The sequence below is a fragment of the Bacillus sp. CGMCC 1.16541 genome (genome assembly GCF_003184905.1).
Taxonomy (GTDB): domain Bacteria; phylum Bacillota; class Bacilli; order Bacillales; family Bacillaceae_H; genus Priestia.
Genome location: NZ_QFRU01000008.1, coordinates 130232 through 153850 on the forward strand (window position 1 = coordinate 130232; position 23619 = coordinate 153850).

General features: G+C 37.5%; 25 protein-coding genes and 1 pseudogene. 9 read left to right on the top strand and 17 right to left on the bottom strand.

The genetic code is table 11. The features are described 5' to 3' along the window. Positions 1–488: 488 nt before the first annotated feature. The 3 genes from DIS06_RS10100 (at position 489) to DIS06_RS10110 (ending at position 2881) form a co-directional block, all read left to right on the top strand. Positions 489–1721, top strand: a complete 1233-nt coding sequence (locus tag DIS06_RS10100) for an aminopeptidase (RefSeq protein ID WP_110113141.1) — start codon at positions 489–491, stop codon at positions 1719–1721. A gap of 411 nt (positions 1722–2132) precedes the next feature. Then, a complete protein-coding gene (locus DIS06_RS10105) occupies positions 2133–2309 on the top strand; it encodes a DUF3934 family protein (protein WP_110113142.1) in 177 nt (58 codons plus the stop codon). Between the two features lie 263 nt (positions 2310–2572). Then, on the top strand, positions 2573–2881 hold the full coding sequence (locus DIS06_RS10110) for a DUF3243 domain-containing protein (protein WP_110113143.1): 309 nt from the start codon (positions 2573–2575) through the stop codon (positions 2879–2881). Between the two features lie 332 nt (positions 2882–3213). Here DIS06_RS10110 and DIS06_RS10115 read toward each other — a convergent pair whose 3' ends face one another. From DIS06_RS10115 to ureA, 6 genes and pseudogenes are all read right to left on the bottom strand, one after another. Further along, the gene (locus DIS06_RS10115) at positions 3214–4326 is read right to left on the bottom strand and encodes an RNA-guided endonuclease TnpB family protein (protein ID WP_110113144.1); all 1113 of its coding nucleotides are present in this window, start codon (positions 4324–4326) and stop codon (positions 3214–3216) included. An 11-nt stretch (positions 4327–4337) separates the two neighbouring features. Continuing rightward, on the bottom strand, positions 4338–4736 hold the full coding sequence (gene tnpA / locus DIS06_RS10120) for an IS200/IS605 family transposase (protein WP_110113145.1): 399 nt from the start codon (positions 4734–4736) through the stop codon (positions 4338–4340). Between the two features lie 158 nt (positions 4737–4894). Next, positions 4895–5035: pseudogene (locus DIS06_RS10125) on the bottom strand (transposase); the annotation flags it as partial. A 160-nt stretch (positions 5036–5195) separates the two neighbouring features. Further along, positions 5196–6905 (bottom strand): urease subunit alpha, encoded by a 1710-nt coding sequence (gene ureC, locus DIS06_RS10130; RefSeq protein WP_110113146.1) that lies wholly within the window; start codon positions 6903–6905, stop codon positions 5196–5198. After that, positions 6902–7279, bottom strand: coding sequence for an urease subunit beta (ureB, locus tag DIS06_RS10135; RefSeq protein ID WP_110113147.1), 378 nt, complete (start codon positions 7277–7279; stop codon positions 6902–6904). Before ureB ends, ureC begins: the two co-directional genes overlap by 4 nt. Then, positions 7276–7593: an urease subunit gamma gene (ureA, locus tag DIS06_RS10140; RefSeq protein ID WP_110113148.1), complete on the bottom strand. Its 318-nt coding sequence runs from the start codon at positions 7591–7593 to the stop codon at positions 7276–7278. Before ureA ends, ureB begins: the two co-directional genes overlap by 4 nt. Positions 7594–7933: 340 nt before the next feature. Between ureA and DIS06_RS10145 the strand changes: the two genes are divergently transcribed. Next, entirely contained in the window at positions 7934–9502 is a 1569-nt protein-coding gene (locus tag DIS06_RS10145) for a sodium:solute symporter family protein (protein WP_110113149.1), read from the top strand. Then, positions 9477–9704: a hypothetical protein gene (locus tag DIS06_RS10150; protein ID WP_110113150.1), complete on the top strand. Its 228-nt coding sequence runs from the start codon at positions 9477–9479 to the stop codon at positions 9702–9704. The genes DIS06_RS10145 and DIS06_RS10150 overlap by 26 nt, the downstream gene beginning before the upstream one ends. Before the next feature lie 566 nt (positions 9705–10270). On the opposite strand, the gene DIS06_RS10155 is transcribed toward DIS06_RS10150, so the two are convergent. Then, positions 10271–10690 (bottom strand): GNAT family N-acetyltransferase, encoded by a 420-nt coding sequence (locus tag DIS06_RS10155; RefSeq protein WP_110113151.1) that lies wholly within the window; start codon positions 10688–10690, stop codon positions 10271–10273. Between the two features lie 31 nt (positions 10691–10721). Continuing rightward, positions 10722–11033 carry an MGMT family protein gene (locus tag DIS06_RS10160; RefSeq protein WP_110113152.1) on the bottom strand — a complete coding sequence of 104 codons (312 nt, stop codon included), beginning with the start codon at positions 11031–11033 and terminating at the stop codon, positions 10722–10724. Between the two features lie 260 nt (positions 11034–11293). Here DIS06_RS10160 and DIS06_RS10165 point away from each other — a divergent pair, with 260 nt between their 5' ends. Both DIS06_RS10165 and DIS06_RS10170 read left to right on the top strand, forming a co-directional pair. Next, positions 11294–12433, top strand: a complete 1140-nt coding sequence (locus DIS06_RS10165; protein ID WP_239421998.1) for a YibE/F family protein — start codon at positions 11294–11296, stop codon at positions 12431–12433. Beyond that, positions 12430–13218, top strand: coding sequence for a YibE/F family protein (locus tag DIS06_RS10170; RefSeq protein WP_110113154.1), 789 nt, complete (start codon positions 12430–12432; stop codon positions 13216–13218). Before DIS06_RS10165 ends, DIS06_RS10170 begins: the two co-directional genes overlap by 4 nt. 85 nt (positions 13219–13303) lie before the next feature. Here DIS06_RS10170 and DIS06_RS10175 read toward each other — a convergent pair whose 3' ends face one another. The 7 genes from DIS06_RS10175 to DIS06_RS10205 all read right to left on the bottom strand — a co-directional run bounded on the left by DIS06_RS10175 (position 13304) and on the right by DIS06_RS10205 (position 18816). Then, on the bottom strand, positions 13304–14074 hold the full coding sequence (locus tag DIS06_RS10175) for a M15 family metallopeptidase (protein WP_110113155.1): 771 nt from the start codon (positions 14072–14074) through the stop codon (positions 13304–13306). 89 nt (positions 14075–14163) lie between these two features. Next, entirely contained in the window at positions 14164–14877 is a 714-nt protein-coding gene (locus tag DIS06_RS10180; RefSeq protein ID WP_110113156.1) for an ABC transporter ATP-binding protein, read from the bottom strand. Beyond that, complete coding sequence (locus DIS06_RS10185) at positions 14877–15692, bottom strand: ABC transporter permease (protein ID WP_110113157.1); 816 nt, start codon at positions 15690–15692, stop codon at positions 14877–14879. Before DIS06_RS10185 ends, DIS06_RS10180 begins: the two co-directional genes overlap by 1 nt. 238 nt (positions 15693–15930) lie before the next feature. Continuing rightward, on the bottom strand, positions 15931–16464 hold the full coding sequence (locus tag DIS06_RS10190) for a nitrous oxide reductase accessory protein NosL (RefSeq protein WP_481746855.1): 534 nt from the start codon (positions 16462–16464) through the stop codon (positions 15931–15933). Further along, positions 16452–17645, bottom strand: a complete 1194-nt coding sequence (locus DIS06_RS10195) for a right-handed parallel beta-helix repeat-containing protein (RefSeq protein WP_162595936.1) — start codon at positions 17643–17645, stop codon at positions 16452–16454. Before DIS06_RS10195 ends, DIS06_RS10190 begins: the two co-directional genes overlap by 13 nt. Before the next feature lie 455 nt (positions 17646–18100). Next, entirely contained in the window at positions 18101–18592 is a 492-nt protein-coding gene (locus DIS06_RS10200; RefSeq protein WP_110113159.1) for a hypothetical protein, read from the bottom strand. Continuing rightward, a complete protein-coding gene (locus DIS06_RS10205) occupies positions 18589–18816 on the bottom strand; it encodes a hypothetical protein (protein ID WP_110113160.1) in 228 nt (75 codons plus the stop codon). The genes DIS06_RS10200 and DIS06_RS10205 overlap by 4 nt, the downstream gene beginning before the upstream one ends. A 358-nt stretch (positions 18817–19174) precedes the next feature. Between DIS06_RS10205 and DIS06_RS10210 the strand changes: the two genes are divergently transcribed. Both DIS06_RS10210 and DIS06_RS10215 read left to right on the top strand, forming a co-directional pair. After that, on the top strand, positions 19175–20563 hold the full coding sequence (locus DIS06_RS10210; RefSeq protein ID WP_110113161.1) for a PepSY-associated TM helix domain-containing protein: 1389 nt from the start codon (positions 19175–19177) through the stop codon (positions 20561–20563). Between the two features lie 181 nt (positions 20564–20744). Beyond that, positions 20745–20957 carry a hypothetical protein gene (locus DIS06_RS10215; RefSeq protein ID WP_110113162.1) on the top strand — a complete coding sequence of 71 codons (213 nt, stop codon included), beginning with the start codon at positions 20745–20747 and terminating at the stop codon, positions 20955–20957. 492 nt (positions 20958–21449) lie between these two features. On the opposite strand, the gene DIS06_RS10220 is transcribed toward DIS06_RS10215, so the two are convergent. Then, on the bottom strand, positions 21450–22520 hold the full coding sequence (locus tag DIS06_RS10220) for a Ger(x)C family spore germination protein (RefSeq protein WP_162595937.1): 1071 nt from the start codon (positions 22518–22520) through the stop codon (positions 21450–21452). Continuing rightward, entirely contained in the window at positions 22517–23605 is a 1089-nt protein-coding gene (locus DIS06_RS10225) for a GerAB/ArcD/ProY family transporter (RefSeq protein ID WP_110113164.1), read from the bottom strand. Before DIS06_RS10225 ends, DIS06_RS10220 begins: the two co-directional genes overlap by 4 nt. Between the last annotated feature and the right edge of the window lie 14 nt (positions 23606–23619).

Here is a 23619-nt window from a genome sequence, read left to right on the forward strand (position 1 = left end):
TTTTGTCACTGTATTGTCACAGAAAAAAGCCGACATTCCTTTGACAAATAATCGTGTGCTAGTAGAAAATAAACTCATAGGATAAAAAAAAGGAAGGGTGTCTAAGCTGAAACTGTTAGTATGTAAAAAGCAACCGTACGTTGCATTTGAAATGATTTTAGTTTTTTTCTCTCTCGTTTTCGTCATTTTATCATTCTTTGATTTGAGACAAATATTCTTTTTGGTTTTCACGCTCGGGTTATTATTTGGGATGAGAGGACTTGAGATGCAGGAAAGCGATCGAAAACCAGCAGGAACAAAATGGTTACTAGGAGGAGTAGGGCTGATTTTCTTAAATATCGTTCTATTCGTTGTGTACTCCATTATGAGATAAAACTCTAGTCAAACATCGATTGTCGGTGTTTTTTTATTAGAATAAAAAAGATGCTAGATAAGGGCTAAAATGGTAAAATAAAAGTCTGTAAAACTATCAGTAAAGGGGAAAGATTATGACAACTTTTGAACAAAATTTAGATAAGTACGCAGAACTTGCAGTGAAAGTTGGCGTAAATATTCAGCCAGGCCAAGTTTTACGCATTAATGCAGCCATTTCATCTGCTGACTTTGTACGTAAAGTGGCAAAGAAAGCGTATGATGCAGGAGCTAAAGATGTGTATGTGGACTGGAGTGATGATGAACTAACACGAATGAAATACGACTTGGCACCAGAAGAAGCTTTTAATGAGTTTCCACAGTGGAAAGCGAAAAGCTTAGAAGAATTAGTTGAAAGTGGCGGAGCTGTCTTATCTGTCATTTCAAGTAATCCAGATTTATTAAAGGGAGTTGATTCCACTCGAATTGCAGCGATGCAAAAAGCAAGTGGTCAAGCGTTAAAAAACTTCCGCCAAGCGATTCAATCGGATAAAATAAGCTGGTCGATTGTCGCTGTTCCTTCAAAAGACTGGGCGTCTAAAGTATTTCCAGATGTACCTGAGAACGAACAAGAAGAAAAACTTTGGGATGCCATTTTCAAATCAGTGCGTGTAGATGTCGAAAACCCAGTTCAAGCTTGGAAAGAACACGATGCATCACTACATAAAAAATCAGATTACTTAAATGAGAAAAAATATAAAAAGCTACACTATAAAGCAAGCGGAACAGACTTAACAATTGAATTACCTGAAAAACATATTTGGGTAGCTGCAAGCAGTGTAAGCGAGAGCGGCCATGAATTTATGGCAAATATGCCAACGGAAGAAGTATTTACTGTACCACATAAAACAGGTGTAAATGGTTATGTGACAAGTACAAAGCCGCTTAGTTATGGTGGAAACTTAATTGAGAATTTCACATTAACGTTTGAAAACGGAAAAATTGTAGATGTGAAAGCAGAAAAGGGCTTTGAAACATTAAAGAACCTAGTTGAAAAAGATGAAGGCTCTCACTATTTAGGTGAAGTAGCACTCGTTCCACACAACTCGCCAATTTCAAATTCAAATGTCATTTTCTACAATACGCTATTCGATGAAAATGCCTCTAATCACTTAGCGATTGGAAGTGCATATGCATTTTGTCTTGAAGGTGGCAAAGCAATGTCAAAAGAAGAGCTATCATTAAATGGAGCGAACGACAGTATCACGCACGTTGACTTCATGATTGGTGCAGCAGATATGGACATTGATGGAATTCTAGAAGATGGTACAGCAGAACCTGTATTCCGAAAAGGAAATTGGGCGTTTTAATCTACGCCTTAATGTGACGGGCTTTCTAGGACGTTAAATTTATTGTTTTGCCTTGTTGGTCACAGAATGATCATACGATTGTTTCAATATTAAAAAGATTGTCTAGTTTATCAGCCACGTCCTGTTGCATACTTGGCAAGACGTGGCTCATCTTTCCTCACACATTCGCTCATAGAGTCATTCTAAATGGGGGGAACGTATTGACCTTATAGAAAATCCTTCGACATGAGGATCTCACTATGGTATAATCCTTTGAACAATATGAATAGAGGGTAATTTAAAAAGAAGCAGGATTTCTGCTTCTTTTTTAGGCTCTGTTGTTGATTACCTTATAAAACTGATATGTCCGTTAAGTTACTGATGGCAGTCAACGATAGTTAGCTCAACGTAGAAGAATAATGGAGTGATAATATGAGTAAAGCTAAGGGTAAAGGCGGAACAGGTAGAGGAACAGGCAAGAAGGGGTGGACTCGTTGGAAAGCGAGTGCCAACAAAGCAAAAAGTGCAAAACCTTATACAAGCAAAGGTAAAAAACGGGATAGTGCAAAGGCGACCAACAGTAATAAAGGTGATACATCCCAGATGTAGGGACTACTGAAAAAATACCATTTCTTTAATGAGATTCATCGAAACGGATTATTATCAGTATGATGGTTTATATAAACGATATTTAGATGCATATAAAAAGAAGTTCCGTTCATATTTTAGGAACTTCTTTTTGCTATTAGGACGAAAAAAACATTAGGAACCTTTATTTACAAGCTTTTAAATCGTTATCTTCTATGTTTAAGCAGACGAAAAGGTGGTATACACTCATTAAGCAATAAATACAAAAATAGGAGTGATTTTCCATGAGTAACGAAAAAGTTGAGAAAAAAGTAGATGAAAAGTTAAGCAATATGGGAGACGAAAAGAAAGATGAGATTCTAACAAACTTTGATCGCTTTAAACATTATTTAGGAGACAAAGTTCATAAGGGAGAGAAACTTGGTTTAAATGAAGAACAATTAGCCAAAGGCGCAGAGAAAATTGGTGACTATTTAGCAAAATATGAAGAACCGAGAAATCGTGAAGAAAAACTACTACAAGAGCTTTGGAAAGCCGGAAATCAAGAAGAGCGTCATAAACTAGCCCATATTTTAGTCAAACTTGTTGGATAACAAACAAAAGCGGACCAAAATCGGGTCCGTTTTTACTTGTTTTTATCGTCTTTTTTTAACATATTATAATAAGTGAATCCTAAACAAATCACACCGAGAAACGTAAAGACGTACTGAAGGATGCGCATTGTATCCATAGACAAACCTCCTTTTTCTTACTGTTATTTTTCCATAATGAGACATATTTATGTGAAATAAACCCAGTGAACTACCCACCACTTACCACCCTTACGGGTTGCTTGAAGTGGGGGCTTCTTGGGTAATCGCCACTTTTACCAGCTGACGAAATGGACCAAGCTAACCCTCTTGTTCCAAGAGTTTATATTTTATGATTAGGCAATCACTAATAAGCGAATGCCTTCTTTTTTGATGTTGATTGCCGCATTGACATCTCTATCGAGATGAAGTCCACAAAAACAAACATAAGTTCGAAAGTTCATCGGCATTGGCTGCGTGTTTCCGCAGTCTGAGCAAGTTTTAGAAGATGGAAACCATTTGTCGATTTTAACAAGTTTCTTCCCTTGCTCGTTTAGTTTGTATTTCAAGAAAGAAGTGAACATTCCCCAACCGTTATCCGCAACACTCTTACCAAACTTCAAGGCCTGGGACATTCCTTTCATATCCAAATCCTCGATGATGACGGCATCATAATTCGATACCAATTCTTTTGACTTATGGTGAAGAAAGTTTTTGCGTTGATTGGCGATTTTCTCTTGAATTTTGGCAACTCGAATACGCTGTTTATTCCAATTTGAAGAACCCTTCTTCTTCCGAGAAAGTTTACGTTGTTCAGACGCTAACTTGGCGAGCATTTGACGATAAAACTTTGGATAATTGGCTTTCTTACCCTCGCTATCGACAAACAATCCATCCATCGCAAAATCTAACCCTACAACGTTTTCAATTTTTTTGCTTTCAATCTCCTTCTCGTACTCTGTCAGAATGGAAATGTAGTATTTTCCTGATGCAGTCATTGATACGGTGCAAGATTTGATGACATATTCCGTAGGAATGGCTCGATGTTGTTTAATCTTAACCATCTTTAATTTTGGCAATTTGATATGACCATCAAACAGTTGAATGTTTCCATTCACAACATTGGTTGTATAACTTTGCTTGTGCTGTTTGCTTTTGAACTTCGGAAACTGGGCGTTGCCTCTGAAAAAGGCTTTATATGCTTTATCCAAGTTTAGTTGAGCGTTCGCTAACGCTAATGAGTCTACTTCCTTCAACCACTCAAACTTACTCTTGTACTTGGCAGGAGTGGGATGTTTCACTTTCTTCAATTTTTCTTTATCATCCTTCAACAACTCATAGGTCTCTTTTCGTTCCGCTAACATTTTGTTGTACACAAAACGAACACAACCGAAGGTTTTGCGGATAATCAACGCCTGTTCATCTGTTGGATACAAACGGAATTTATATGCTTTGTTTTGTTTAGCCATATCAAATCACCTCATTTCATCCCTTGATTTTCGATATATTTTTTTGCGACTTCAATAGGCGAACCACCAGTCGTCAATAAACAAAAACTTCTTGACCAAAACATCTCTTTCCATAACTTCTTTCGGACGAGAGGAAACTCTTTTTTGATAAGCCTTGAACTAGCACTTTTGTAAGCGTTGATGAACTTGGATAATTCTGTATTTGGATGAGCTTTGAAGAGGATATGAACGTGGTCGATGTCGTGGTTCCACTCGACCAATTCAATATTATAGTTTTTGCTCAATGAGATAAATTTATTTTTCGCATAGTCTGAAATCGTGTCATCGATTGCGTTTCTTCTGTATTTTACAACCAAAACAAGATGATAATACATTAAGAACACTGAATGGTTATTACTATCTAATTTCATTGATATATCAATCCTTATTTGTTATAAGACTGATTATACCATATAGCATACAAAAACAAAAGCCTTTGGGCTGTCGCCCAACCGAAATTCATCTCCCCCTTACCGTTGGTGCTGCCGCACCTTCACACGCTTGAAGAGGGAGACTTCTTTCGGAAGTAATAGTTTTTGCTCAATGAGATAAATTTATTTTTCGCATAGTCTGAAATCGTGTCATCAATTGCGTTTCTTCTGTATTTTACAACCAAAACAAGATGATAATACATTAAGAACACTGAATGGTTATTACTATCTAATTTCATTGATATATCAATCCTTATTTGTTATAAGACTGATTATACCATATAGCATACAAAAACAAAAGCCTTTGGGCTGTCGCCCAACCGAAATTCATCTCCCCCTTACCGTTGGTGCTGCCGCACCTTCACACGCTTGAAGAGGGAGACTTCTTTCGGAAGTGCGTTAAAACAAAAAGTACCTTTGTCCAAGTGGCACAGAACTGACTGGCTGACAAGAGATTTCTTTCCCGTCTGCGAACACTTGATACGTTTTCGGATTTACTTCGATTTGTGGAAGAGCATTGTTTAATTTCATATCAAACTTGCTTAAATTTCGGATGTTGCGCACAGGTGAGATGATTTTTGATAAACCTAGCTTGTCTGCCACACCAAGGTCGATGCTTCGCTGAGACATAAATGTAATTGAAGTAGAACGATTGGCTTTGCCGTATGATGCATACATTCTACGCATAAACACTGGTTCAGGTGTTGGGATGGACGCATTTGGATCTCCCATTTGCGCTCTCGCAATCATGCCGCCTTTTAAGACAAGTTCAGGCTTCACTCCAAAGAACATCGGGTCCCATAGGACAAGGTCGGCAAGCTTGCCTTTTTCAATCGAACCCACTTCATGACTAATGCCATGCGTAATCGCTGGGTTAATTGTATATTTCGCGACATATCGTTTCACGCGTTCATTGTCGTTTCCTTGTTCACCAGGTAAATGACCTCGTTGATGTTTCATTTTATGAGCGGCTTGCCATGTGCGGATGATTACCTCTCCAACACGTCCCATCGCTTGTGAGTCAGATGACATCATACTGATGGCTCCGATGTCATGTAAAATATCTTCCGCCGCAATGGTCGCAGCTCGAATGCGCGATTGACTAAACGCTACATCTTCTGGCACATTCGCATCAAGATGATGACAAACCATCATCATATCTAAATGTTCATCCATTGTATTCGTGGTGTAAGGCATTGTTGGAGTCGTTGAAGAAGGTAAGATATTTGAGTAAGATGCTAGTTTCATAATGTCTGGAGCGTGCCCACCACCTGCGCCTTCAATGTGGTATGTATGAATGACACGGTCTCCAATTGCTTCTAATGTATTTTCTAAAAAGCCCGCTTCGTTTAACGTATCGGTATGGATGGCCACTTGAATATCAGCATCCTCTACCACTTGCATGCACGTTTCAATAGCTCGAGGTGTGGATCCCCAATCTTCATGAAGCTTTAAGCCAACTGCCCCCGCTTCTACTTGTTCGATTAAAGGAGCAGCATGCGAAGCATTTCCCTTTCCTAAAAAGCCAACATTCACAGGAAATTCTTCCGCTGCTTCAAGCATACGCGCCATGTACCAAGCGCCGGACGTACACGTTGTTGCTTTACTACCTGTAGCAGGACCTGTTCCTCCACCAATCATTGTTGTCACACCTGAAGATAGCGCGACTTCCATTTGTTGTGGACAAATAAAGTGAATATGTGTGTCGACACCACCTGCTGTTAAAATCTTTCCTTCACCTGAAATGACTTCGGTACCGGCACCAATGACTAAGTGCGGATCAACGTTATCCATAATGTCTGGGTTTCCACTTTTGCCAACGCCGACAATTCTTCCATCTTTCACTCCGACATCCGCTTTTACAATTCCAGTATGATCAATAACAATCACATTTGTAATCACTAAATCAAGCGCGCCTGTTTTACCAGTGATGCGACCATTTTGAGCCATCCCGTCACGAATGGTTTTCCCACCACCGAAAATGACTTCTTCTCCGTACACAGTAAAATCTTTTTCAATTTCAATCCATAAATCGGTATCTGCTAGACGGACTTGATCCCCTGTCGTCGGGCCAAAAAGCTCTGCGTAGTGCTGCCTTGTCATCCTCATGATAAAACCTCCTCTGTCACCAATCCCGCTTCTTTTAACTGTTTCAACGCTCGTTCTTTTCCACGTTCATCAACAAATCCTTCTGTCATCCCATTTAAACCATACACTGTTTTACGACCACCTAATTCTGCTAAACTCACCGTCTTTTCTTCCCCTGGCTCGATTCGAACAGCGGTACCAGCAGGGATATCAAGGCGCATACCAAGTGCTTGTTTACGATCAAATGAAAGGGCAGGATTGACCTCTGCAAAATGAAAGTGTGAACCTACTTGAATGGAACGAGAACCGTTATTTTTGATCACCATTTCACAAGTTTGTTTATCTTGATTAATGTCAATAAATCCTTCTTTAATTTTAAATGCACCTGGTTTCATGCTTTCACCTCCGTTGATATAGGATCGTGAATCGTCACAAGCTTTACACCATCAGGGAATGTCGCTTCTACTTGAATGCTATCTAACATGTCTGGTACACCTTCCATTAACTCATCTGCTGTTAACACATGCTTCCCTAACTCCATTACCTCTGCGACGCTTTTCCCGTCACGCGCTCTTTCCATCACAAAACACGTAATGTACGCAATCGCTTCAGGGTAATTAAGCAACACCCCACGTTCTTTTCGTTCTTTCGCTAAATTTCCAGCTACCACAATTAACAACTTCTCTTTTTCCATTTCTGTTAGCTTCAAATGATAACCTCCCTTTCATCCATGTTATAAAAACTAACATGTTATGTGACTAATTATATCTAATTTTCAAACTATTTCAACTATAAATTTTACCTAAATGATGGAAAATACTAAAATAACCTATTCTAACCTAGAAGAAAAACACCGAAAAACCTCATAATATCAATGTTTATTTGCTTATATAACCAATCTAAACTTTTTATTCCCTTCCATTTTATATCCTTTTATTTTCCAAAATAAGTTATTGTCAATAACTTGGAATCATGCTACAGTACATTTATGTTAAATTTAATAACATTTATTGTAAGATAATCTAACATTTAGTGAATGGAGGAATAAGATGTTATCAACTAGTACAGGTTATATCATGTTATTAAGCTTTGGGGTCTTTTTTACTCTTCTTACTGTGGTGATGCAACGTAAACAACGAACAACGATGACAGCGGAGCAATTCAGTACAGCTGGACGAAGTGTTGGGGTTGGATTAGCCAGCGCATCCATTATCGCCGCTTGGACGTGGGCCGCTACTCTGATGATGTCATCTTCGACTGGGTATCAGTACGGAATAAGCGGTCCTTATTGGTATGCAGCAGGCGCTTGTATTCAAGTTTTACTATTTGCCATCGTCGCAATCCATTTAAAACGAAAAGCACCAAACGCTCACACTTTTTTAGAGTTCATCGGACAACGCTTTGATAAAAAGAACCACCGACTCATGCTTGGATTTGCTTTAATGACAAACATTATCGTGACCTCTATGGTTATTCTCGGGGGAGCCATAGCATTAAACTCTCTCACAGGTATGAACATCTTCGTCGCAGCTTTTTTAATTCCATTAACGTTCACTATTTATACGATGATTGGTGGTTTAAAAGCTTCTTTTATCGCAGACTACTTCAATACTGTCATGATCTTCATTATTCTAACCATCTTTGCTGTCGCCGTTTATTACAAATTCGGCGTCACAACCATCTATGAAGGATTACAAAGTTTACCTCAATCTCAATACATGTTAACAATGGCATCCTTACCAGGTTTATTTTTCGGAATGATTAATATCATCGGGAACTTCGGAACAGTGTTTGTCGATCAATCATATTGGCAGCGTGCGATTGCAAGTACAGACAAAGCGGCATCAAGAGCCTACATTTATGGAGGCATTGCATGGTTTTCGATTCCATTTGCGATTGCAACCTTTTTAGGTGTAAGCGCAGCTGGATTAGGTATCCCTGTCCCATCTCCTGATTCAGTAGCCCCTGTCATGGCAGCTCATTTACTCGGCACAATCGGTTCTGTTTTATTTTTAGTCATGTTGTTTATGGCCGTTATTTCAACTGGAGCCGCTGAGCTTACAGCGGTCACAAACATTATTGTCACGGATATTTATCGTCACTCAATCAATCCAAACGCAACGAGCAAACAGTTACTAAGCATTTCGCGTAAAGTGATGCTCGCATTCGGTTTATCAATGGGTGTCTTCTCTATCCTTCTCTTTTACGTTGGCATTGGACTTGGTTTTGTGTATATGGCAATGGGGATTTTCGTTAGTGGAGCGGTTATTCCATTAACACTCGGCTTATTATGGAAGCGCGCGACGAATGAAGGAGCATTTTACGGAGCTTTGTGCGGCATGATTGGTGGGGTAACAGTATGGCTGACGTCTGCTTACGTGATGTATGGACAAATCAATGTAGCATCACTCGGTCAATTACAACCGATGCTGTTTGGAAATGTAACAGTCTTCGTCATTAGTGGTGTCATTTCAATTGGTCATGGCTTGCTCGCAAAACAAGAGTTCGATTTCGATTCGTTAAAAGATAAGTTTAAAAGTTTTGATGAAGAAGATCATGTTCAACCAGCAACAAATAAGGAGGCGATACCATATGGAACGACAACAGCAATTAAATAAAGATGCAAAACTGTGTACACGTTGGGCATTAGGATTAACACTTGTGTTCATTATTCTTTGGCCAGGGGTTATGTTTCTAACAGGTTATCAATATAGTTTATCTTTTTTCACAGGATGGACCTATGTTGCATTTGGGTGGTTAGTCATTGCAGGTTTAATCATCACCATTCGGCCAATTGTCGAACTGTTGAAATCTAAATAACGGAATAAGCTGAGTTGAAAAGAGCCACGAGCTCCCTACAACTCAGCTTATTTTTTGTCACAGTATAATCATTTCGTTCTAACGAATAATCGTCCAACCCAATTCACAACACGGTATACACTAATGGCCGAAAGATAGAATGCGAAACCTAAACAACCCAACATTCATTCCTCCTACTTTTCAACAAAACAATTTTATTATATAAAACCGTTCCATATATTAGTAGAACAAAAAGGAAAAATGAGTCAATCTAACTATCAAAAAAACAAAAAGCTCTCCTCTCTTTTAAAGGGAAAGCTTTTATGATGTTTGCTTAGGTGGAAATAATAGGTCCATGATCCACCAGCCGATTGCGTATAAGAGCGAAAGAATGAACATATCAAGAAATGTTCGATTTACCCAGTTAAACAAGTACATAAGCATGACATTAACAACAAAGAAAATCATAAATATGATGTAACGAGAGTGTATACATGTTATACGATTATGTTTGGAAAAAGATTCATCTTTTCAAACACTACCTTCTAAGTTGTCTTCACTCATAACTCTATCATGTTAAAGACTACTTATTGTGAAACGCGTTTAAAGTAAACAATCTCAGGATCACCTTCATCTAGATTCTCCACTACACCACTACGAACATAACCATTCGATGCAAATACGTGATGCATCGTTTCATTCGATTCATTTGTTGACGAAAACACTTTTTCAGTTGAGGCAATCTTTTCAACCTGTTGAATAAGTGCCGTCGCGTAACCGTTTCTCCGCTCATGAGGTGATACCATCACTAGAGAAATAAAGGAACAATCAAAAAAATGAGTATGGAAAAGTAAAAAGCCCACTACCTTTTCACCTTTTAATGCAACGAAGCATTTCTCTTGTTGAATGGCTTTTTCAATCTCTATCTTTCTCCCATCATGACCAATGACTTGTTTATCGACCGCAACTACTGCTTCTAAATCATGAAGATGTGCTTTTCTAATCATATTCTCTTCCCCTTTTGTATACGTTCTCCCTTTACCCTTCAGGACAAAATTGATTGATTTTCAAATTGACTCGTTTTCCTTCCACCAACTCTATCCCTTCACTCTCAAGTGATAACTTTTGAATCTGGAACAATTCGTCGTCGCGTAATGCGATTTCTCCTTTTGCATTCACGACACGATGCCACGGAAGCTTGTACTTTTCACTCATTGAATGAAGAATACGCACAACTTGTCTCGCCCCTCTTGGACTGCCGGCTAAAGCAGCAATTTGTCCATACGTCATCACTTTCCCTTCAGGAATACGCTGGATTACTTGTATCGCTCGTTCTGTAAAACGCTCCATTTTCACAGTCCTTTCACTTTTGTCTTATGTAAAATTTTGTCTCTTCTATTACCATCGTAACATATCCCAAATTGTGATACGATATCTCTTTGCAGACTCTTCTTATGAATATGAAGATGTGCTCTTGCTGTTGTAAACCCTACTACTACTACTATTCATCAACAATGATCATTGGTTAAAATAGAGATCATCTGTTAAAAATGAGTAAGGTTTTTCACACTTACTTTGAAAGTTTTACGATTTTAATCGGAGGTGATTGTTTGAATCGTGCACTAAATAGCTTAAAGAACATACGTAAAAAGCACTTGTTATTTTACATACTCGTTACCTGCTGTTTTATTAGCTCTATCTTATTTGTAAACAACAATTATGACTTTTACGAGCAGCCAATTGCTAAAGTGACGGAAGCAAAAGTAGCAAAAACAAATGAAGTTGTAGATATGTACGACAATAAAGATCAGATTTTCACTCAACACCTTATCGCTCAACTAAAAAATGGTGAAAAGAAAGGACAACTTGTTCGTTTAACAAATGACTATTCAACCTCTAAAGCTTATGACCAAGAATATCAAATCGGAGATGAACTATTTATAAGCCTTGAGTCAACTTCTAAAAAAGGTGAACAATGGACTGGCAGCATTAAAGATGTCAAACGTGATAAATATGTCTTAATGGTCTCATGGATTTTCATTTTTATCTTATTACTTGTTGGTAGAAAGCAAGGCTTATTTTCAATTGTTAGCTTAGCGATTAATGCGACGTTGCTTTCCTATGCACTAGATGTGTATTTAAAAACGGCTTCGATCAGCTTGTTAGTCGCTTGTAGCATTAGCGCTATTTTATTTACTGCGATTTCCTTGTTAATGGTGAATGGCTTTAACGAAAAAACATACGCGGCGATTATTGCGACTTTACTTGGAACCTTCGCATCTCTGTTGATTACATATGTCGTCATGTTGTTAACAAACGAAAAAGGACTTCAATATGAAGAAATGCAGTTTCTCACTCGTCCTGCTCAAGTGGTGTTTATGGCGGGAATTTTAATAGGGTCGTTAGGAGCGGTTATGGACGTGGCCATTACGATGTCTTCTTCCATTTTTGGTTTGTATGAAAAGAATAAAAATATCTCATTAAAAGCACTGAAAACATCAGGAATGGATATCGGCAAAGATATTATGGGGACGATGACGAATATTTTGTTTTTCGTCTATATAAGTGGTTCGATTCCGATGCTTCTTTTATATTTAAAAAACGGTTCTCCACTTATGTTCACTCTTTCTATGAATTTATCACTTGAAATGGCGCGTGCACTCGCTGGTGGTATCGGAATTGTGTTAACCATTCCAATTGGAGTATATACGTCTATTTTTTTCATTAATCGAAAGAGGGCGAGATCATGAATGTATTTGTATGTTTAGCAGCTATTTTATTTTTCTTCATGGTTTTAGTTGGTGGACAAAAAGGGATGCGCTCGTTTATCGCTTTATTTTTAAATTTCGGGGTGCTTTTTCTGACCATTTTTGTGATGGGAGATCCTACGACAAATCCCATCATCGTTACACTCATTGCATGTGCAGTCATTAGCTGTATCAGTTTATTTTATATTAGTGAACTGAACATAAAAACGATCTCAGCTTTCATTTCGACGATCATCTCTTTTGCGATTTTGCTATTTTTTATCCTTGTTGTAACGGACATTGCGAGTATTCAAGGATTTGGTGAAGAAGAAATCGAAGAACTAAGTATTTTCTCACCTTACATCGGAATTGATTTCGTTAAAATAGGAGCGTCCGTCATCATTATGAGCACGATTGGTGCCATTGTGGATTTAGCCATCTCCATTTCTTCTCCTATGAAAGAGATGATGCTTCACTATCCAACAAGTAGCAGAAAAGATTTAGTTAAATTCGGAATAAGCATTGGTAGAGACATACTAGGCACGAGTACCAATACTTTATTTTTCGCCTTTTTTGGGAGTTATTTAGGATTACTGATTTGGTTTAAAGACTTGTCTTATACAACCGGTGAAATTATGAATTCAAAAGTATTTAGTGCTGAAATGATTACTCTCCTTTGTTCAGGTATTGGGGTAGCGTTGACCATTCCCATTACCGCTTGGGTTACAGCTTATGTATTAGTAAAGGACCGAGCCAAACAGCAACACGTACACGATAAAACAAATTAATTTCACAATTATGCCTTGCTTGTTCCATTCCATCATACGGATGAGCAGCAAGGCATGGTTGTTTATCAACTATACTTATTTGTTACTACGCTTTATTCACGTACACAATCCAACCGTACATATGACGAAGCTTTTGTGCAGCTGCTTCAGCGTCATTTTTTTCAGCAAATGTACCCGTTATCATACGGTAACGTGTACCTCCGTCTGTTTGTTCTTCTTTTTTATATACAATCCATTGAAATTGATTTTTCACTCTGTTCATTGCTGCCGTTACCTCTTGGATTGTCTCAAATGTCCCTGTCATCAGTCGATATAACTCGACTTCAGATTGAACAGGTTGTGTAGGTGCTGGCGTTGGGGTTGGATTGTACGGAATGGCACCGGGTGGTTTCACACCTGCGCGAAGCTTAGCAGTCGTTAGTCCGAATGTATATTGAAAATGAGGTTTATCAACAAAGCTTTTCCATGCTCCCCCCCACTCTAATCCTAATGCTTGTCCTAGGCGTCCCACAATATCATAACTTGACCCGCTCCAAATCGGTTTACGATCTACATTAAAGACCGCGATATCAAACGCTAATCCGTAATTGTGCATCGAGTAACCAGGTTGAGCATTTGTAACCCGTTGAGCTTTTAGATCTCCATACTCCACTCCATTATACTTATAACTTGCACGACCTTGTCCATATAGCTTCGCTTGTTCTGTTAGTGAGCGATATCCACTCGTAACCGCAATGTAAATATCATTGGCATATGCTTGATTGACTAATTGAATCGCCTTTGACGCCACATACGGATGAACACCTTCTAATGCTTTTTTTGACCTTTCTAGTAAATAAACTAATAGTGTACTCAAAGATAAATCCCTCCTATTCTAGTATATGAAAAGAAGAGAGAAAGGTTTGGGGAAATTGCCTATAGTGCTTAACTACTTGTTCGTTTTAATCACCCTTCTTGCACTATCTTTGCTTCGCGATGCCATTTTAATAAGTCGAGTGTGAAATCTTGATGATGTTTATATGTGTTTTTTACGACCTTCACTACGTGTCCACTATCTAAAAACAATACACGACTAGCAAGTTCAGCCGCTACATCCATCATATGAGTAGAGAAAATGACAATGCTTCCTTCCCTTTTAATTTGTTGGATAATTTCTATAAATCTTGTAATCCAATACGGATCTAATCCATTTGTTGGCTCATCTAATAAGATTACGTTAGATTTTGGTAAAAGAGCTTGTCCTAAAAGCAACCTTTGCTTCATCCCTTTAGAAAGCTGGTGCACAAGCACGTCTTGTTTATCTTTAAGACCGACAATATGCAACACTTCTTCTACCCTTTCCTTTGATATTTTTCGAATTTTTGCATAAAAAGATAAAAATTCTTTTACCTTTAAATAGCCCTGAGCATGAAAATCATCTGGCATAAACGAAACGCGTTGTAAATACTGATGACGATTTTTCTCTAGTGAAATATCATCTAACCTAATCTGACCGCTAGACAACGATGCACTCCCCGACAGCAAACTTAGCAATGTGCTTTTACCTGCGCCGTTTCCTCCACAAAGAACGATACACTCTCCACTAGTTGCGGTAAATGTTAAAGGAGTTAACGCGTGATGATGCTTATAGCTTTTTGATACAGAATCGACAACATACATTACTTTAGCCTCCTTTTCGTTAATTGTTTATCAGCTACTAACACACTAATGAATAACGCAACAATCATATAATAAAGAAGACTAAATGAGGAAAGAATGGGCTGCTGAAATTGTTCTACTAAACCGTCGTATGCTTGTCCAAATACAGCCCCTCCACCTAACTGTACCACAAACATTAGGCGCAAAAATTCCGCTGGATTTATAAATAAAAGAGCCTTTACTATGACACCTAACCAGGAGTATGGAACAAAATTTAACGTGCTGACTAATACAGTCGGCCAAAGCATAATGAGAAAGAACCAAACAAAAACGCAAAAGGAAAGCGCCTGCCACTTTGAAGAAACAAATGTTCCAATCACAATCCCTATGAGTAAAAAGAACAGCAATAAGCCAATCGAAAACAAATACAGCATGATCATCCATTTAACTGAAAGAGATATCCCCATTACTAATCCAATCAATAAGCTCAATCCATAGCTAAATGTAAATATAAGCGTTTGAGCAAGGATTTGACCCATGATTTTTCCTACAACATAAAAAATCGGCGAAAGAGGATACGTGCTTACTAATCGAAACTGTCCATTTTCCATTTCATTCGCAATAGAGAAAGCCCCGTTAATGAGCATAAATAATGGGATAATGTAAAGAAGTAGATTCATAACAGTCCCTGTGATATGCGTATATCCACTTATTGAAGGAGATGTACTCTGTAGTAAAAATAGAAAAAACGTAATAACCGTCCACATACTGATAAAAGCATAATAGGTTCGTTGCCTAAGCACTAAACGAATTTCTGCTTGTGCTATATTCCACATAACGCGCCTCCCATTAAACTTCATTTCTGGAACTGCTCCCACTTAACACTGTTATGAGCTGTTTGAAGTGGGAGCTTCCTAAGAACACCAACCTAAACAGTTAGGTATAGATTAGGCGATTCATCCCCCGCCTACTCATTCGGCTTGATCTTTCTCATTCCTTGAGCTAAGGGGTCTTCTCGCCTAAAATGATAAAAAAGCAAGCACCCAATATTGGATTGGGCACTTCTGCTTTTTATTATTTATGGCTATGACTATCTTCTTCTTTGTCTTTATGTTCATGACTATGTTTATGATCTCCATGAGCTTTGTTCATTTTCCATTCATGATCATGTAAATCGTCAAATGATAATACCTTTGTATCATATTTCTCAGCAAAATCCTCTGCTTCTTTTTTATTTTTAAACGAAACAACATGGTAAGACATTGGTGTTTCAATCTTTTCATCGTAAACATACATTGCTTTTTCTCGTTCAATCCATTCTTTGTCATGGTAATCTCGCACAAAGCTACCAGCTATTTTTTCATCTTTGTTTTCATTTATCCATCTATACATGCAACCAATATCGTCAAAGACAAGAGATTGTTTGTTTTCTAACACAATTTGTGTAGCAAATTGATTATCCATCACAGCCATGTTACACACTTCACATACATCTGTTTTCTCATTAATCGCTCTCGGCTTCACAGTCGATCCGCATGCACTTACAACCAATAACATCAGGCTTACCATCATCATTATCACTATTTTTTTCACAGTTAATTCCTCCATTTCCTGAAACCAATCATACTAACAGCCATCATACTCAAGCTTACAAATAAAATAGTAAGAAGATGCTGTTTAGAATGGCTGTCTTTATTTGTTGTCATTGTAGTCATTAAAGGCTCATCATCTGATAGCACAAGGTGATCAGGGCTCTTTAACATCGATTGTAAAATTGTCATACCAGGAGATTGAAAGAACAGTTGATATTCAGGAACTCGATTCGTCAGCAAAAGAAAAAAAGGATCTGCTTTAAATGCCAAATCATTCATACCATCCTGATTCAAGTCTACCTTTGCCCCTTCATCCCAATAGTTTCTCTTTAAATCATTGCCGTTACTATTAATCTCTTGAACACCGCTTACATTTCCTAAAAAAGTATTCATATGAATCTCATTGTCCACCGCATTTTGCAGCTGTAGACCTATAAAATTAGACGTAACTACATTATTAGACATGTAATTATGGTTGGATTTTTCAATCTTTATACCAATTCGATTACTTGAAAATACATTGTGTTGAACAGTGGTATCATCTGCATTGAATAACTGTAAACCATAAGAATGAACATGACTTTTATTATCATCAAACGTATTATCCGTTACAGTCGTACCTTTAGTCTCCATAATCATCGCTCCAATAACGTTATGAGTTGAATGATTACCTTTTAACGTTAAATTCTCAGAGAACATAAGATGGAAGCCATATCTAGATTGTCGAACTGTATTGTTCCTGAACATATTTTGATGACTATTTTCAATATAAAAACCATCTAACACATGAGAAATCGTATGATGCTCTAGGTGATTTGAAGAAGAGTTCGTCAGTAACACGCCATGATGTGATTCTTCCCCCTTAATCGAAACGGAAGATAACTTGTTCTCACTCGCATCGTTAAGATGAATACCTAAAGATTTAGTCTCGATGTTTACATTTTTAATACGGTGATTTATTCCCTCAACTAATATAGCTGTATCTTTCACCGCCTCTGCTTTTTGCTGTACATGTATTCCCTTTAAAGTTACACCTTGTCCTGTTACTTTTATGACATATGGACCGTTCCCTTGTATCTTTGTTCCTTCTTTACCGCGAAGTGTAATTGGTTTTGAGATTAACACAGGACCTTTATAAATTCTTCCTTTTAGTTCTATCGTTTCTCCTTCATCAGCTTGATCAATTACTTCTTGCAACTCTGTAGCTGCTTGAGCATGAAAAACAAAAAAACTCCAACATAAAGAAGTTAATATGAATACATATGTACACTTTTTCATCTATTTAAAGTTGTCATTTGCTTCATGACAATGCACCCTCCCTATCCTCGTAAATGTCATTTTATGAACCCTTCATCTCTACCGATTTGACTATAACGTCCAATTGTGAAATAAAAATGAGATTTTCTTGAAGTTTTTTAAAACATTTCTTCGCTTGTATGACAAAAAAGAGGGTAGGACGTAACGGAATGATTTCTTCCTAAAAACGAACAATGACTTTTTGATGATCGTTCGATTACAGAACAAGTTTCTTTCATTCCACTATTCTCTTAAACTTACTTTTCAAACAAATAAAAACACCCGAACGATTAAGAGTATAAAACTCACGCTCGGGTAGATGATCAACCGAAAGACTTATGACTCAGCCTCTTCCTTCAATCAATTAAAACTTCTTTCTTATAAGAAAAACCTAACGAATAGTAGTGAATCGTCACTTGATGAATTTTTTCATGATGCTGCACAGTGATTGCATATGAAGGCTCACTTTCGGTCGCGGTGTTGTTGTTAAATTTTTCTAATTGTGTAGAAGGTGCTGTCTCTGTTTTAATTGCCACATTTTGCACTTCTTGAATGCGATAAGCTTTTGCTTCTTCTTCTCCATACTCCTGTGCAATCATAAAGCCTTCTAATGGATTGCTTACTTGCATATAGAGATGCTTTGGCTCTTCATGATTATTGACAAACACATCGACCACTTGAATCTCACCAAATCGATTTTCATTTCCGACCTCAATGGCAACAACAGTTCGATCGGTATTGCTCATAATAGCTCCACTCACAAGCGGATGGTTTCCTTTTACATAAACAGCAAAACAACCTAATACACCTAAAAACACAACGATGATAATAAGGACCCACTTTTTCATGTCGTCTTCTCTTCTTTTAAAATGAAGACGATGCCAATTCCAGCTAATGCGATACTCACAAACATTGGAATAAGACTCATTTCTAAAAGAGCAGTCCCAAACTTTCCGTATCGTGAATCCCACTCATATAGCTGCGATGAGTAAGTGGCTGTTGCGACAAATGTGAAGCAGAATAAGATGATACCTCCAATTATACTAATGCCTCCAATTAGCATATTTCTCATCATTTCACTCCTTTTCGTAACGACGTTCATCCTTTACTTTCTTTGTCTTGATATTGAATCATTTGTTTTAATCGATCTACATCTTCTTCTCCAATGACTCGCACATCATATTGATGTTTCTCAAATGAAAAGCCTGTTCCCACTAGAAAAAGGGCACTATCATACTTACACTTCCCTTTCGCTATTTCTTCATGTTTACGGCCTTCACTGTTAAACTATTCCATTTGTAAATAAAGGGTTTTACCTGTTTCTCTACAACTTCTACAAAACTTTTCAAAAACTTCATTCATTTTTCACAGCTTCCTATTACGATTCATTCTTGAAAACGCTCTAATTTATACATAAAGGAGACAGCAAAATGGAAGCTTTAAACATTGACCAAGAACGACGCACTACAAAAAAACAAACGCAAACTTCTCTTTATCAGTCAGTTTGGCGCTGGCATTTTTACGCTGGTATCATATTTGCACCGTTTCTGATCATTTTAGCATTTAGCGGTGCGGTGTATCTGTTTAAACCACAAATCGAAGCAACGATGTACAAAGATTTATATTACGTAGACGAAGTGAAAACAACCATTCACTCTCCATCTAATCAAGTCGCAAATGTAAAGGCAGTATATCCAGAAGCTGTCGTGATGGCGTTGAAAGCATACGATGATCCAACGCGTACGACGGAAATAAGTATTTTAAATCAAGGAGAAATGATGTCAACATACGTCAATCCTTATAATGGTGAAGTCGTTGGCTCTTTGAAAAATAATGAAAAGTTCACAGAAATCTTTAAAAAGCTTCATAGCGAGCTACTCATTGGCGGAACGTTTGCCAATCGCTTAGTTGAATTAGCAGCATGCTGGGCAGTTATTTTAGTCGTGACAGGCCTATACATTTGGTTTCCTCGAACTAAAGCATCCATATGGGGAACGATTTTGCCAAGATTAAACGTAAAAAGCCGTACATTTTGGCGTGACATGCATGCGGTTCCTGCATTTTGGCTTTCGTTATCGATTTTAGTATTGATAGCAACAGGACTTCCGTGGTCAGGTGTTATGGGAGAACAGATCAATAAAATCGCTACCTCAACAAACACAGGATATCCTGCATTTGCATTTAGTTTTGGAGAAAAGCCAGAGTCTGTTATAAAAGCAAAAGATGTCGCAGAAGATGTACCATGGGCTTCAGAGAACGTGCCTGTTCCTGCATCAAGCACAAATGGATACGTACCAATTTCATTAGAAGATGTTACGCACATTGCTGAAACAAATCGCATTAAAAAGCCTTATACCATTTCCATGCCTCAAGGTGAAACAGGTGTATATACCATCGCTACATCACACACACGTCCTGGAGAAAATGCCACGTTGCACGTCGATCAATATTCTGGTTCAATTTTAACGGATGTACGATTTGGTGATTACGGCATCACAGCAAAAGCCATTACTATAGGGATTGCCTTGCATGAAGGTCGCTTATTTGGCCTTGCTAATCAGATTGTTGGACTTCTAGTTTGTATCGGACTTATTTTTATTACGGTTAGCTCCTTTTTCATGTGGCGAAAACGCAAACCGAATGGAAAAATAGGGGCTCCACCTAAAGCAAAAGATAAAACAGCTACAAAAGTAGTCTTTTTCATTATGATTGGGATGGGAATTGTAATGCCACTCGTTGGTCTATCCATTGTGATGGTCTTTTTGCTTGACCGTTATATCCTTCGCAATATTACACCTATTAACACGTGGCTACATTAACGATAGAAAGTCGGTGAATAAACTTTATTATTTTAGAGTGAACTAATAATTTTTTTACTCCCACATAAAGCGAAACTTTTCAAGCACAGAATCGTATGTATAGAAAGCAGACACTTACCTACGACATCTAAGACTAACCGCTGCTTCTATATATGAGTACACGTCAAGGAGGTCTCCTATTATGAACCTTGTTTTAGTATTGTCTATTCTACTCGCCTCAGGATGTGCCATTGTCGCAACTGTTGTTTTACAAGACAAAGGATTACGAAATTTCTTTCATCATCGTAAAGGCATCAATCAGGTCTCTTTGATGGTAACCTGTCCAAAGTGTGGACTTGAAAATAAAAGACAACGAATGAGCCAAATATGCAAAAAATGTTATTCGTCATTTTAATTACACATCACTAAAGCACTTATTTTATTAACATCTTCTAAAATAAAACGCAGTCTAGCCCCGAACCGTCATAGTTTGGATACACTTAATTGAATTAAAGGGGAGGATAACTCTGGGTAAAGGATTTTTTTATCCCATTCTTCAAGTTATAAGTATAGTTGGTATTTTAATTTTCACCTATTATTTTGTTTGGGATGAGCAATTGGTTAAATTTGTGACATTTACTGTTATAGTATTAGCAATACCACTTCTGGGCTATTATTTAAATAAAAAATTTAAACGAGACAATAAAAAGATATAAAGATAAAGCAGTGACTTGTGTTTGCCCTAAACACAAGTCACTACTTTATCTCGTTAACGCTGGTGAACTGAAATCAAATAATGACGTCATTTTAGAGGTAATCAATTTGCGAATTTTTATTATTTTATTTGAACAAAAAGGTTAAGGATACATCTTTATTGTAAAAAATCAAAACCCTCACCTTTGCAATCTCACTCCATAATACCAGCCTGGATAATTTTTACAGATACAGAGACTTTAATAGGTAGTTCTTTGTATTGGCTTTTCCATGACGATTCTGTAAAAATTCCCTTTTGCCTTGCTTTATCACCAATACCTAACGGATCGACATTTAGAGCTTTAAATTTGTTTAGTAATGCTTCTGCTTGTTTAGTTATTTCTTTTTCTGTTGCCTCTTCAATAATTCGAATGTTTTTCTTTTTCGTTAAATCAAGACCGCCACTTTCTGCTACACGTCCATCTAAATCGATCGTAAACTTTGCTTCGTACTTTCCTCCACGTTTTCGAATTTCATAGTCAGAATCAGAATCTAAATTTTGAATACTAACATATCGGCCCTTCCATTTCGTTTCAAGCTGCCCTTGACGAATATCTTCAGATAATATTTTAAAGATATACGAATCTTTTAACGAAATCTTATCGACGTATTTATCACCGTTAAATAAAGCAATGCCTTGAACATGAATTTGATCCTTTACTTTTTTTATAATGGGCATAAATGGATCATATCCTTTTGACTCATATTGAAATAAAAAGCGGTGTAAATCAACTTTCGGGATGGTTCGATCCATATTTTGGTCGACAATGTCCGTGATGTACTGTGGAGCAGACTCCCCTTCTAAATAGTCTGAATTTAATATTTCGTATGCACTACCTTCTGAAACAACAAGAAAGATATCACGCCCAATGTTTGGATCTCGTTGAAAGTTATCAACGATGTTTATCACGCCACCTTTGGCTAATTCCCGATTAAAAATCAGAAGACCGACACGTCCAATTTCAATAGGTTTTGAAGAGCGACTTTGTAGCTTTTGACGAATTTGTTTATTCGTATGACCAACAGCTGAAAACACAATGTTTCGAGGCATATCTCCTTCTACAGGAGGAATATAAGCAGAACCTGCTGTACCACGAAACCCTCCCTCTGCAAGGTCATACCCTGCTGCTTGAACAATTTGAATTTCTTCTATAATTTTATTTGACGGTACACATCCAGTGATGAAAATAAAGCTAAGGACAATCAATGCTTTTAACTTTTTCAACGTTTTCTCACCCTTGTCACAATAAATTGAACGATAAATAAAAACGGAATGTAAAAGTAAATCGCATAAAAGCCAGTCTTCGACATCCAATCATTCGCAAGGTCTACTTTTTGACGATCGTTCAAAAAAATAGCTGCGAAAATAATAAGGACACAGATGACCCTCAAGCTGGTTTTTTGCCTAATCGAAAACAACCGGTGCACACCGCGACTTGCGCACCATAACCCTATACAAATATTCGGCAACACTACAAAAAACCAAATGCATATCCCCACATATTCGAATCGTTCAATAAATGACAAATCGACAATTTTCCACAGAGTGAGTGTCGACCAAATGGTTGTTTTTAATTGTTCTTGGCTGAAGTAGGCGAATGACACAAAAATGGTTAATAAATAAATAACCATACTAAACAATACGCCAAACTGCGCCCATTTCTCTGATTTTGGCGCATCTTTTACAAAAGGATAAAACATAAATAATACTTCAAATCCTAAATAGTTTAGCGTCATCGCTTTTGTTGCTTCATATAACTGAGGAAAGGTAATATCAAATAGCGGAAGTAAGTTACCTACGTTTCCTTCTTTGATGGGAAAATATTTCACTAACAAAAGTGGGAACCCATAAATGACACCTAAAAAACTAATTCCTGTGACAACTCTAAATCCTCCAACGGTATAGTAATAAGCAATAAGGACAATGAGGACAATAAACACCCACGCATACACATCTGAAAATACCCACACATTAATAACTTCAACGTACGTTCGCAAAATAACGAGGACGAGCGCTGTATAATAGATCACAAATATAAAGCTAAGCGTTCCGCCAATCCACTTTCCAAATAAATCATGTTGAATAGCGACGATATCGTTATTTCCTTTATTTAAAATCCGATAAGAAATCCAGATTAAAATGAGAATGGATAATCCTGACGTGATAACGGCCATCCATGCACTATGTCCAGCTGATTTTGCGATATAACGTTCAAATCCTAAAATCCCAACTCCGACTTGCATCGTGTGAATTAAATAAAACACTAAATACGGAGAAATTTGACGATCTTTTTTTGGTAGTGGATACATGAACAGCCCTCCTT